9 protein-coding genes are annotated in these 11,894 nt (G+C 70.0%); 2 read left to right on the top strand and 7 right to left on the bottom strand.

Annotation, left to right across the window (positions count from 1 at the left end):
• Window positions 1–16: 16 nt before the first annotated feature.
• Together KUM44_RS04680 and KUM44_RS04675 are read right to left on the bottom strand one after the other, a co-directional pair.
• Complete coding sequence (locus KUM44_RS04680; protein ID WP_217206451.1) at window positions 17–1,312, bottom strand: nitrate/nitrite transporter; 1,296 nt, start codon at window positions 1,310–1,312, stop codon at window positions 17–19.
• Window positions 1,309–1,971, bottom strand: coding sequence for a GntR family transcriptional regulator (locus tag KUM44_RS04675; protein WP_217206450.1), 663 nt, complete (start codon window positions 1,969–1,971; stop codon window positions 1,309–1,311). Before KUM44_RS04675 ends, KUM44_RS04680 begins: the two co-directional genes overlap by 4 nt.
• Window positions 1,972–2,221: 250 nt before the next feature.
• Between KUM44_RS04675 and KUM44_RS04670 the strand changes: the two genes are divergently transcribed.
• The gene (locus tag KUM44_RS04670) at window positions 2,222–3,097 is read left to right on the top strand and encodes a D-alanyl-D-alanine carboxypeptidase family protein (protein ID WP_217206449.1); all 876 of its coding nucleotides are present in this window, start codon (window positions 2,222–2,224) and stop codon (window positions 3,095–3,097) included.
• Window positions 3,098–3,192: 95 nt separating this feature from the next.
• On the opposite strand, the gene KUM44_RS04665 is transcribed toward KUM44_RS04670, so the two are convergent.
• The 4 genes from KUM44_RS04665 to KUM44_RS04650 form a co-directional block, all read right to left on the bottom strand.
• Window positions 3,193–4,608: a dihydrolipoamide acetyltransferase family protein gene (locus KUM44_RS04665; protein ID WP_217206446.1), complete on the bottom strand. Its 1,416-nt coding sequence runs from the start codon at window positions 4,606–4,608 to the stop codon at window positions 3,193–3,195.
• A 10-nt stretch (window positions 4,609–4,618) separates the two neighbouring features.
• On the bottom strand, window positions 4,619–5,596 hold the full coding sequence (locus KUM44_RS04660) for an alpha-ketoacid dehydrogenase subunit beta (RefSeq protein WP_217206443.1): 978 nt from the start codon (window positions 5,594–5,596) through the stop codon (window positions 4,619–4,621).
• Window position 5,597: 1 nt separating this feature from the next.
• On the bottom strand, window positions 5,598–6,773 hold the full coding sequence (gene pdhA, locus KUM44_RS04655; protein WP_217206442.1) for a pyruvate dehydrogenase (acetyl-transferring) E1 component subunit alpha: 1,176 nt from the start codon (window positions 6,771–6,773) through the stop codon (window positions 5,598–5,600).
• Window positions 6,774–7,262: 489 nt separating this feature from the next.
• Window positions 7,263–8,837 carry a protein kinase gene (locus tag KUM44_RS04650; RefSeq protein ID WP_217206441.1) on the bottom strand — a complete coding sequence of 525 codons (1,575 nt, stop codon included), beginning with the start codon at window positions 8,835–8,837 and terminating at the stop codon, window positions 7,263–7,265.
• A 351-nt stretch (window positions 8,838–9,188) separates the two neighbouring features.
• Here KUM44_RS04650 and KUM44_RS04645 point away from each other — a divergent pair, with 351 nt between their 5' ends.
• Complete coding sequence (locus KUM44_RS04645) at window positions 9,189–10,838, top strand: protein kinase (protein ID WP_217206440.1); 1,650 nt, start codon at window positions 9,189–9,191, stop codon at window positions 10,836–10,838.
• Between the two features lie 83 nt (window positions 10,839–10,921).
• Here the strand turns inward: KUM44_RS04645 and KUM44_RS04640 are convergent, their stop codons facing one another.
• Window positions 10,922–11,455 carry a bacterial proteasome activator family protein gene (locus KUM44_RS04640; RefSeq protein WP_217206439.1) on the bottom strand — a complete coding sequence of 178 codons (534 nt, stop codon included), beginning with the start codon at window positions 11,453–11,455 and terminating at the stop codon, window positions 10,922–10,924.
• Window positions 11,456–11,894: the final 439 nt, after the last annotated feature.

Genomic DNA, 11,894 nt, shown 5'->3' with positions numbered 1-11,894 from the left:
GGAAGCCGCCGCCGGATCAGGCGGGAACGTGCACCGTCTCCACCCTGCTGGCGACCAGCCGTTCCCGCTCCCTGCGCGCCGCCCGCTTCCGCAGCCGCAGGATCTGGCTCACGCCCAGTGCCTGGAGGACGAACACCACCGAGAAGGCGACGGCGTAGTCGTCCCCGGTCGCGTCCAGCAGCACTCCGATCGCGAACAGCGTCGTCATCGAGGCCACGAAGCCGCCCATGTTGGTGATGCCGGACGCCGTGCCCTGCCGTTCCGGCGGGTTCGCCGGCCGGGCGAAGTCGAAGCCGAGCATCGAGGCCGGTCCGCATGCCCCGAGCACCGTGCACAGCACGATGAGCAGCCACATCGGCGCCGTCTCACCGGGCCAGGCCAGCGTCGTCGCCCAGAGCACCGCGGTCGCGCCGACCGTGCCGAGGGCCAGCGGCAGCCGCGCCTCGTGGTGCCGGGCGACGACCTGGCCGTAGACCAGGCCGAAGACCATGTTCGACAGGACGACGAGGGTGAGCAGTTCACCGGCGGTCGCCCGGGACAGCCCCTGCGCCTCCACCAGGAACGGCATCCCCCACAGCAGCAGGAACACCATCGCCGGGAACTGCGTCGTGAAGTGGACCCACAGCCCCAGCCGCGTGCCCGGCTCCCGCCAGGAGGCGGCGATCTGACGTCGTACGTATGCCGCGCCCTGGTGCGGAAGCGGCTCGGGCTCGTGCCCCTCGGGGTGGTCCTTCAGGAACAGCAGCAGCAACACGAACACCACGGCGCCCGCGCCCGCGCTGCCGGCGAACGCGGCCGTCCAGCCCACCCCGTGCAGCAGCCGTGCCAGCACCAGCGTGGAGACGAGGTTGCCGGCCATGCCCGCGAGGCCCGCGAGCTGTGCGATCAGCGGGCCGCGGCGGGCCGGGAACCAGCGGCTGCCCAGCCGCAGAACGCTGATGAACGTCATCGCGTCGCCACAGCCCAGCAGGGCGCGCGAGGCGAGGGCCATGCCGTACGACGGTGAGAAGGCGAAGCCGAGTTGGCCCGCTGTGAACAGCACCACGCCGAGGCCCAGCACCTTCTTGGTGCCGAGCCGGTCGACCAGCAGGCCGACGGGTATCTGCATGCCCGCGTAGACGAGCAGTTGGAGGATCGAGAACGTCGACAGGGCCGAGGCGCCCACGTCGAAGCGGTCCGCGGCGTCGAGGCCGGCTACTCCGAGGGACGTACGGAAGATGACGGCGACGAAGTAGACCGAGACGCCGATGCCCCACACGGCGACGGCGCGGCGGCCGCCGGGAGGGTCGCCGGGCAGTGCGGTGGCCCTCATCGCTCTTCACCGCGCGCGAGGTGCGAGAACCAGCCGATGTGCCGGTGAACCAGCCCGACGGCCGCTTCGGCGTCCCCGGAGCGCAGGGCCTGAAGGATCTCCTCGTGCTCGACCAGGGTCTTGGCGATCCGGTCGGGGTGGGAGTGCAGGACGGCGACGCCCATGCGCAGTTGCCGGTCACGCAGTTGGTCGTACAGCCGGGACAGGATCTCGTTGCCGCCGCTGCGGACGATCTCGGCGTGGAAGCAGCGGTCGGTGACGGCGGCTCCGGCGAGATCGCCGGCGGCGGCCTGTGCCTTCTGCTGCGCGAGCAGCTCCTCCAGGCGCTCGATGAGCCCGGGGGGCGCGGGGACGGCCTTGCGCGCCGCGTGCTCCTCGACGAGCATCCGGGTCTCCACGACGTCCTTGATCTCCTGTGCGGAGACCGGCAGGACCAGGGCGCCCTTCTTCGGGTAGAGCTTGATCAGCCCCTCGGCCTCCAGCCGCAGCAGCGCCTCCCGTACCGGGGTGCGCGAGACGCCGACGGCCTCGGCGAGTTCGCCCTCGGTGAGGAGCGTCCCGCCCTCGTAACGGCGGTCCAGGACGCCCTGCTTGACGTGGGTGTAGACGCGGTCGGCGGCGGGTGGCTGCTTGAGGGGCGCGGGCGGGGCGGAGGGCATGCCCACAGCATAGATACAACACGTACGCATCGCGGCGGTCATTCCAGCATGCGGACCTCACGGCGGAATCTGTGCGGTCTGCGGAATCTTCCGGCAAAGAAGCACCATCCGCCCCACGCGCTGCACAACCTTCTGTGCTAATTACGTGTCACACACGTGCGGCCCCACTTTCTTTCCCCTCTCATTCGGCCGCACTTTCGGGGCATTAGACGTAATCGGGGTATTTCAGTTGATAAGTGCCATCAAGGGCATGCGTGTCCGCAGAGCCGCAGCCGTCGTGCTCACGACCGGCGCCGTCCTCGCCTCCGGAGCGATCACCGCGGCGCCCGCGCAGGCCGTCACCACGCCCTCGATCAGCGCCAAGGGCGGGTTCCTGATGAACAGCGCGAACGGCAAGACGCTGTTCGCCAAGTCCGCCGACACCAAGAGGCTGACCGCCTCCACCACCAAGATCATGACCGCGAAGGTCGTGCTCTCGCAGTCGAACCTGAACCTGGACACCAAGGTCACCATCAGGAAGGAGGTCAGCAACTACATCGTCTCCAAGGGCGCCTCGTCGGCCAACCTGATCGTCGGCGACAAGGTCACCGTCCGTCAGCTGCTGTACGGGATGATGCTCAAGTCGGGCTGCGACGCCGCGATGACCCTCGCCGACAAGTTCGGTTCCGGCTCGACGGTCTCGGCCCGCACCAAGAACTTCATCGGCAAGATGAACACCATGGCCAAGAGCCTGGGCATGACGAACACGCACTTCGACTCGTTCGACGGCATAAGCAACGGCTCCAACTACTCGACGCCGCGCGACCTGACCAAGCTCGCCCGCAGCACGATGAAGAGCTCCACGTTCAAGACCGTCGTGAAGACCAAGTCGTACACGGCGAAGACGATCACGAAGACCGGCGCCACCCGCACCATGGCCGCGTGGAAGAACACCAACACGCTGCTCGGCTGGAACGGCACGCTCGGCATCAAGACCGGCTCCGGCACCGAGGCCAAGTACTGCCTCGTGTTCGCCGCCACGAAGGACGGCGAGTCGGTGATGGGCACCGTCCTCACCGCGCCCAATGAGGCCAGCCGCACGACCGACGTGAAGAAGCTGATCAACTACGGCTACGCCAAGATCTGACGCTGACGCCCGCTGAGGCTCACGCTCGACGCAACGGGGCGGCCACTCGACAGTGGCCGCCCCTTTCGCTGCTCCCGCTCGCCGCCCCTACGGGCTCACGCCCAGGTGATCAGCCGCTTCGGCTGCTCCAGGATCGCCGCCACGTCCGCCAGGACCTTCGAGCCCAACTCCCCGTCCACGAGGCGGTGGTCGAAGCTGAGCGCCAGCGTCGTGACCTGACGCGGCTTCACCTTGCCCTTGTGGACCCACGGCTGGAGCTTGATCGCGCCCATCGCGAGGATCGCGGACTCGCCGGGGTTGAGGATCGGGGTGCCGGTGTCGACGCCGAAGACGCCGACGTTGGTGATGGTGACCGTGCCGCCCTGCATCGCGGCGGGCGTGGTCTTGCCCTCCCGCGCCGTCGACACCAGCTCACCGAGCGCCTCCGCGAGCTGCGGAAGCGTCTTGGCGTGGGCGTCCTTGATGTTCGGGACGATCAGACCGCGCGGGGTCGCCGCCGCGATGCCCAGGTTGACGTAGTGCTTCTGCACGATCTCCTGGTTGGCCTCGTCCCAGGACGCGTTGACGTCCGGGTTCCGCTTGATCGCCACCAGCAGGGCCTTGGAGATCAGCAGCAGGGGGTTCACGCGCAGGCCCGCGAACTCCTTGTCCGCCTTGAGCTCCTCGACCAGCTTCATCGTGCGCGTCACGTCCACCGTCACGAACTCCGTGACATGCGGCGCCGTGAACGCCGAGCCGACCATCGCCGCCGCCGTCGCCTTGCGGACGCCCTTGACCGGGATACGGGTCTCCCGGGCCGTGTCGTACGCGAGCACCGGCGCCGGGGTGGCGGGCGCGGCGACCGGGCCGGCCGGGGTGGCCTGCGACGCCGGTTCGGCGGCCGGGGCCTCAGGAGCCACCGCCGCGTGGACGTCCTCGCGGGTGATGATGCCGTCGGGGCCGGTCGGCGTCACCGTGGCCAGGTCGACACCCAGGTCCTTGGCCAGCTTGCGCACCGGAGGCTTGGCCAGCGGCCGGGAAGGCGTCACGGCTTGCGCCGGGCCGTGACCGTTCAGCTCGGACTGCATGGCCTGGGCCGCGGGCTCCTGGCGCGGGACGTCGGCTCCCTTGCGCGGGCGGCGCTTGGTGGAGGACGCGGCCACGCCGTACCCGACGAGCACCGGCTGGCGGCCCTGGGGCTTGGCCTCCTCCGGCGCCGGCTCGGCGGGAGCCTCGGCCGGGGCCGGTGCCGCGGCGGCCGGGGCCGCCCCGCCCGCCAGGTCGACCGCGATGATCGCCGTGCCGACGTCCACCGTGGTGCCCTCGGGGAAGTGCAGCTCGCGGACCACCCCGTCGTACGGGATGGGCAGCTCGACGGCCGCCTTGGCGGTCTCGACCTCGCACACCACCTGGCCGTCGGTGACCGTGTCGCCCGGCTGGACGTACCACTTGAGGATCTCGGCCTCGGTGAGTCCCTCGCCCACGTCGGGCATCTTGAACTCGCGCACGGACGCTTCCGTCATCGTCGTCACGACCCTCTCCTCAGTACGCCAGGGCACGGTCGACGGCGTCGAGCACCCGGTCCAGGCCCGGCAGGTACTCCTCCTCCAGACGCGCCGGCGGATACGGGGCGTGGTAACCGCCCACCCGCAGCACCGGGGCCTCCAGATGGTAGAAGCAGCGCTCCGTGATGCGGGCGGCGATCTCCGCGCCCGAGCCGAAGAACACCGGGGCCTCGTGGACCACGACCAGACGGCGGGTCTTCTCGACGGAGGCCTGGATGGAGTCGAAGTCGATCGGGGAGACCGAGCGCAGGTCCAGGACCTCCAGGCTGCGGCCCTCCTCGGCGGCCGCGTCGGCGACCTCCTGGCAGAGCTTCACCATCGGTCCGTAGGCGGCCAGGGTGAGGTCGGAGCCCTCGCGGACGACCCTCGCCTTGTGCAGCGGGCCCGGGATCGCCTCGGTGCTGACCTCGCCCTTGTCCCAGTAGCGCCGCTTGGGCTCGAAGAAGATCACCGGGTCGTCGCTCTGGATGGCCTGCTGCATCATCCAGTACGCGTCCGACGCGTTGGACGGCGAGACGATCTTCAGGCCCGCCACGTGCGCGAAGAGGGCTTCCGGCGACTCCGAGTGGTGCTCGACCGCGCCGATGCCGCCGCCGTAGGGGATCCGGACGACGACCGGGAGCTTGACCTTGCCCAACGAGCGCGCGTGCATCTTCGCCAGCTGCGTGACGATCTGGTCGTACGCCGGGAAGACGAAGCCGTCGAACTGGATCTCCACGACCGGACGGTAACCGCGCAGGGCGAGACCGATCGCCGTGCCGACGATGCCGGACTCCGCGAGCGGGGTGTCGATGACCCGGCTCTCGCCGAAGTCCTTCTGGAGGCCGTCCGTCACCCGGAAGACGCCGCCGAGCTTGCCGACGTCCTCGCCCATGATGAGGACCTTGGGGTCCGTGTCCAGGGCGCGGCGCAGCGACTCGTTGATCGCTTTGGCCAGAGCCATCTTGTCCGCCATGTCAGGCCCCCTCTACGTCCGTGAACGACGCCTGGTAGGCGGCGAACTGGGCGCGCTCCTCGTCGACGAGCGCATGCCCGTCCGCGTACACGTTCTCGAAGATGGCGAAGTGGTCCGGGTCCGGCATGGCACGGACCGCCTCGCGCACTCGTTTGCCCAACGCCTCGCTCTCGGTCTCCAGTTCCGCGAAGAATCCCTCGTCCGCGTGGTTTGAAGCCTCGAGGTACCGGCGAACGCGCAGGATCGGGTCCTTCGCCTCCCAGGCCTCGCGCTCCTCGTCGGCCCGGTACTTCGTCGGGTCGTCGGAGGTGGTGTGGGCGCCCATGCGGTACGTGTACGCCTCGACCAGCGTCGGTCCCTCGCCGGCGCGGGCACGCTCCAGCGCCCACTTCGTCACCGCGAGGCAGGCCAGGACGTCGTTGCCGTCGACCCGGACGCCGGGGAAGCCGTAGCCCTGTGCGCGCTGGTACAGCGGCACCCGGGTCTGCTTCTCGGTGGGCTCGGAGATCGCCCACTGGTTGTTCTGGCAGAAGAACACCACAGGCGCGTTGTAGACCGCGGAGAAGGTGAAGGACTCGGCGACGTCGCCCTGGCTGCTCGCGCCGTCGCCGAAGTAGGCGATGACCGCGCTGTCGGCGCCGTCCTTGGCGATGCCCATCGCGTAGCCGGTGGCGTGCAGCGTCTGGGAGCCGATGACGATCGTGTAGAGCTGGAAGTTGTTGCTGTTGGGGTCCCAGCCGCCGTTGTTCACGCCGCGGAACATGCCGAGCAGGTTGGTCGGGTCGACCCCCCGGCACCAGGCGACGCCGTGCTCGCGGTAGGTCGGGAAGACGTAGTCGTCCTCGCGGGTGGCCCGGCCGGAGCCGATCTGGGCGGCCTCCTGGCCGAGCAGCGAGGCCCACAGGCCCAGCTCGCCCTGGCGCTGTAGGGAGGTGGCCTCGGCGTCGAAACGCCGGGTGAGCACCATGTCGCGGTACAGGCCGCGGAGCTCTTCGGGGGTGATGCCGGCGACGTACTTGTCGTACTCGGCGTTCTTGACGCGCTTGCCCTCGGGCGTCAGCAGCTGCACGAGCTCGGGGTCCGTGCTCGGCGATTTCCTTGCGGTCGTCTTGCCGGCCGTGCTCTTGGTACCGGCGCTGCGTCGCGGCTTTCGCGCGGCAGTGCTCTCCACGGTCACGTGTGCTCCTCCGTCGGTCCGGCTACCCGGGTTCGCCGGGTGCCAGTGCGGCTCGCCTGAAGCCCTACAGACGCACAGGGTGGGTGCGGCTCGTTGGGGACAGGCGTGACAGGTGCCCCGGCGAGCGCCCTGCAAAAGGCACGTTACCCAGTGCTCCACATTTCTGTGAAACCCCTCCTGACCTGCGTTTTTGCTTGGATTTCCAAGTAAATCGCGAAAGTCCGGAACAACTCCTGGTCACAGCCTTGCAGGGGGCCGGAACAACGGCACGTTATATCGGTGACCCAGGTCACGGGAAGAGTGACAGAGGTCGAGGTCACGGAACCGGTGTGAGGCTGGTCTCGTCCGCGAAAGCGGATAAATCAGGTTATGCCTACAGAACGATCCGGCCACCCGCCGTAAACGACCCGCGCGCGTGGAGCCCGTTTCCGGGCCGCACGCGCGCGGGTGGTGGGTTGTCGGCGGAACCGTGCCGCCAGGCCGGTCCGGTCAGGCGCCGCCGCCCCCGATGGCACCGCCCGTGGGCGCCGTCGGGTCCCCCGTCGGCTCCTGCGTGGGATCCTCCGTGGGCTCCTCCGTCGGATCCTCGGTGGGCTCCTCCGTCGGCTCGACCGTGGTCGGATCCTCGGTGGGCTCGTACGTCGGGTCCTCGGTCGGCTCGTACGTGGGATCCTGCGTCGGCTCGTAGGTCGGGTCGGTGCCCGTGCCGCTGCCGTCGTCGGTGACCGCGTCGGTCGGTTCCTCGGTCACCTCGTCCGTGGGCTCGTCGGTCGTCTTGTCCTCGGTGGTCTGGGACGTGGTCGGCGTCGGCGTGGTGTCGCCGCCACCGCCGCCACCGCCGCCACCGCCCCGCAGCGCCAGCGCGACGCCGGCCGCGATGGCGATCACCGCGAAAACGGCGAGGATCCACAGCTTGCCGCGGCCGCCGCCCTTGTTCCCGTGCCCCTCGAAGCCGCCGTCGTCACCACCGCCCCCGTACCTGTTCGGCAGGATCGGCTGCGGGATCTGCGTCGTGCCGGAGGCCGGGGTGCCCGGGTGCCCCATGACGGTCGTGTTCGCGAAGCCCGCCGACGGGGTGTGCCGGCCGTCGTGCATGGTCACCGGGCCGGTGTTCCAGGTGCCGGTGTGGCCGCCCTGGTCGTACAGCATTTGCAGGCCGTACTGGACGAGGCCGCGCATCTCCTCGGCGGTCTGGAACCGGTCGTCCGGCTCCTTGGCGAGCGAGCGCATGACCAGGCCGTCGAGCTCCGGCGGCACGGCGTCGGAGGCCTCGGACGGCGGGGTCGGGATGTCCTGGACGTGCTGGTAGACCACCGACAGCGGGGTCTCGCCGGTGAACGGCGGGCGCAGCGCGAGGAGTTCGTACAGGAGGCAGCCCGTCGCGTACAGGTCGGAGCGGTGGTCGACGGCCTTGCCGAGCGCCTGCTCGGGCGAGAGGTACTGCGGGGTGCCCATGACCATGCCGGTCTGGGTCATCGTCGACTGCGCGCCGTGCAGGGCGCGGGCGATGCCGAAGTCCATCACCTTCACGGCGCCGTTGTGCGTGATGATGACGTTGGCGGGCTTGATGTCGCGGTGCACGATGCCGTGCTGGTGCGAGTAGGCGAGCGCCTCCAGGACACCGGAGACGATGATCAGGGCCTGCTCGGGGCCGGGCGCCTCGGCGTTGAGGAGGAGGTCGCGGATGGTGCGGCCCTCGACGATCTCCATCACGATGTACGGCACGCTGTGGGCGCCGACGACGTCCTCGCCGGAGTCGTACACGGCGACGATCGCGTGGTGGTTGAGGCCGGCCACCGACTGGGCCTCGCGCGTGAAGCGGGCCTTGGACACGGGGTCCTCGGCGAGGTCGGCGCGCAGCAGCTTGACCGCCACGGTGCGTCCGAGGCGCACGTCCTCGGCCGCGAAAACCTCGGCCATGCCGCCCCGGCCGAGTCTGCGGGTCAGCCGATAACGGCCGTCCCCGACAAGCCCGCCATTACCCCACATTTCCGGCGCGTCTGACATACCGCCGCCAGCCGCCTCGGGGTCGGACGGGCCCTGAGCGCGCTGCTGCTGTGCCATCAGTCCTCGCCGTCGTTTCTGCCCGCGGTGCGCGCGGTGTTGTTACGGTCTCCGTCGGCCACGCTACAGCCTCCGCGCAAGCCGTCGGTCCGAGACGGCCGCCCCAACCGGAAGGAGACGGACCGGCCATCAAACCCGTACCCCGTCCACTCGTGCAAATTCTGTGCACCGGCCGTACGACCCTTGTAACGCTTCCGCGACTCTCCCTTCGCGTACGGTCACGGAACGGGCACCGCGCTTGACCTGTCAGTGCCGTGGGGCAGACTTGGCCGGGAATAGCACATTGGATCACTCGGGACTGCCGGTCCAGCGCAATCGCAGGCGCCCGAGAGGCTACGGGGGACGCAGAACATGAGCCAGGACGGCGCACAGGGCCGATACGCGGGGCGGGCGCTGGCCGGCGGCCGCTATCAGCTGCGCGACTTGCTCGGCGAGGGCGGCATGGCCTCGGTGCATCTCGCGTACGACTCCGTGCTCGACCGGCAGGTCGCGGTCAAGACCCTGCACACCGAGCTCGGCCGCGAGCAGGCGTTCCGCGAGCGCTTCCGCCGCGAGGCCCAGGCCGTGGCGAAGCTCACGCACACCAATATCGTCTCGGTCTTCGACACCGGCGAGGACGATGTCGACGGCATGACGACGCCGTACATCGTCATGGAGTACATCGAGGGCCGCCCGCTCAGCTCGGTCTTCGACGCGGACGTACAGCAGTTCGGTGCGATGCCCGCCGACAAGGCGCTGAAGATCACCGCGGATGTGCTCGCGGCGCTGGAGATCAGCCACGAGATGGGCCTGGTCCACCGGGACATCAAGCCGGGCAACGTGATGATGAACAAGCGCGGCGTCGTCAAGGTCATGGACTTCGGCATCGCGCGCGCCATGCAGTCCGGTGTGACGTCCATGACACAGACCGGCATGGTGGTCGGCACCCCGCAGTACCTCTCGCCGGAACAGGCCCTCGGCCGTGGTGTGGACGCCCGCTCCGACCTCTACTCGGTCGGCATCATGCTGTTCCAACTCGTCACCGGTCGGCTGCCGTTCGACGCCGACTCCCCGCTGGCCATCGCATACGCGCATGTGCAGGAGGAGCCGGTGGCTCCGTCCTCCATCAACCGCGCCCTGCCGCCGGCCGTGGACGCGCTGGTCGCCCGTGCCCTGAAGAAGAACCCGAACGAGCGTTTCCCCAGCGCCGAGTCCATGCGCGACGAGTGCCTGCGCGTGGCCGCGTCCTTCCAGGCCGCCCCGCCCAGCATCGTGCCGGGCGCTCAGACGCAGCACGGCCAGGGTGTCGGCGCCTCGGTGTTCCCGCCGGTCGGCCAGACGCCCCCGCCCTCGGGCCCCGTCCAGACGCCGTACCAGCAGGCCCCGCAGACCCCGGCCCCGAACCCGTACGGCACCCCGCCGCCGTCGATGCCGTCGCCCGCGTACGGCTACCCGCAGCAGCCCGGCTTCCAGACGCCTCCCCCGGCCTCGTACTCCCCGCAGCCGGGCCACGCGACGCCGCCGCCGTACACCATGTCGCCCCAGCAGCGCCCCGGTTCGGGCGGCGGCAAGAGCAACCGGCCGGTGATCATCGGCTCGATCGTCGTGTCCGTCCTCGCGGTGGGCGGACTGATCGCGGCCCTGACGCTGCCCGGTGGCGGCACCGAGGAGACCGGCGGCACCGGTGGCTCGACCGCCACGGCTTCGGAGACGAAGTCGAAGGCGCCCGGATACCGGGCGGGGGACAGCGGTGACACGGTCGAGACGACCGAGTGCACCGAGCCGCGGGAGTCGTACCGAGACCCCGAGCAGGTGCAGATGCCGGACTTCTCCTTCAAGTACTGGCCGTCCGTGGTCAAGTGCCTCGATGCCGCGGGCTGGGACTACAAGAAGGTCGACGTCAACGAGAACACGTTCGGCGACGGCACCATCATGCGGCAGTCGCCCTCGGCGCGTACGGACATGGACCCGGACGACCCGCCGGAGCTGGAGTTCCAGGTCTCCACGGGCAATCCGGAGTGATCGCAGCGCGTTGAAAGGGCCCGGCAGCAGCGGCTGCCGGGCCCTTCGCGTATGTGTCGGACGTCTTGTGTCTTACGGGTGTCTTACAGGTACGGCCCGCCCTGGCGGTGTTCGCCGCCCTCCTCGTGACCGCCGACACCCGGCGGAAGAGCGCGGCGCATCTGCTCCAGCTGGGCGCGCGCGGCCATCTGCTGGGCGAAGAGCGTGGTCTGGATGCCGTGGAAGAGGCCCTCCAGCCAGCCGACCAACTGGGCCTGCGCGATCCGCAGTTCCGCGTCGCTCGGGGTCGCCTCGTCCGTGAACGGCAGGGAGAGCCGCTCCAGCTCCTCGACGAGCTCCGGGGCCAGGCCGTCCTCCAGCTCCTTCACCGAGCTGGCGTGGATCTCCTTCAGCCGGACCCGGCTCGCCTCGTCCAGCGGAGCCACGCGCACCTCTTCGAGCAGCTGCTTGATCATGCTGCCGATCCGCATGACCTTCGCCGGCTGCTCGACCTGCTCGGTCACCGGGATCTCGCGGGAGTCCTCGTCTCCGTTGCCGCCGCTGAGCGCCATCCCGTCCTGGCCCACGACCAGGATCTGGGGGTTCTCGGACGGCCTTTCGTTCCTCGGCATCTCCATGCCGCCATTCTCTCGCACCCGTACAGCTCATCATCGTGGTGCCCCCTGTGTGGGGTGATCCACCTTTTACGCCGGAGCGGATTCCGTGGGCCGGTGGGTCGCCGCCGTATCGACGTATCCGGTCGTGCGCCCGGTTCGGTCGAGTGGCGCAGTCCGGAATGCCGGGTACGTCCTGTGCTGTGACGCTTGTTCCATGACTTCATGGCTGGCGGTGGTACGCGGGGGGCGGGGGCGGCCGCGAGCCGGCCGCAGCGACCGGTGCGGCTTGTCGAGGGGGGCGCTGCGGACGGCCGGGACGCTGGGTGTGCTGGTGGCGGGGCTGGTCGTGGGGCCGTACGGGGTGGCCGGGGCGGCGTACTGCTTCGAGGGCCCGCGTGGGCCGACCCCACCCGGGGCTTCCTCCAGCTCCCCGGCTGCTGCGCGGACCCCCTCCGCCCCC

The sequence above is a fragment of the Streptomyces sp. AC550_RSS872 genome (assembly GCF_019049285.1).
Taxonomy (GTDB): domain Bacteria; phylum Actinomycetota; class Actinomycetes; order Streptomycetales; family Streptomycetaceae; genus Streptomyces.
The sequence above is the reverse complement of the archived record's forward strand: the minus strand, read 5'-3'. Positions and strand labels throughout refer to the sequence as shown.

Coding starts and splice junctions, on each gene's coding strand:
- KUM44_RS04680 (WP_217206451.1), bottom strand. CDS start 1,312: ATGAGGGCCACCGCACTGCCCGGCGACCCTCCCGGCGGCCGCCGCGCC.
- KUM44_RS04670 (WP_217206449.1), top strand. CDS start 2,222: ATGCGTGTCCGCAGAGCCGCAGCCGTCGTGCTCACGACCGGCGCCGTC.
- KUM44_RS04645 (WP_217206440.1), top strand. CDS start 9,189: ATGAGCCAGGACGGCGCACAGGGCCGATACGCGGGGCGGGCGCTGGCC.
- KUM44_RS04640 (WP_217206439.1), bottom strand. CDS start 11,455: ATGGAGATGCCGAGGAACGAAAGGCCGTCCGAGAACCCCCAGATCCTG.
- KUM44_RS04650 (WP_217206441.1), bottom strand. CDS start 8,837: ATGGCACAGCAGCAGCGCGCTCAGGGCCCGTCCGACCCCGAGGCGGCT.
- KUM44_RS04660 (WP_217206443.1), bottom strand. CDS start 5,596: ATGGCGGACAAGATGGCTCTGGCCAAAGCGATCAACGAGTCGCTGCGC.
- KUM44_RS04675 (WP_217206450.1), bottom strand. CDS start 1,971: ATGCCCTCCGCCCCGCCCGCGCCCCTCAAGCAGCCACCCGCCGCCGAC.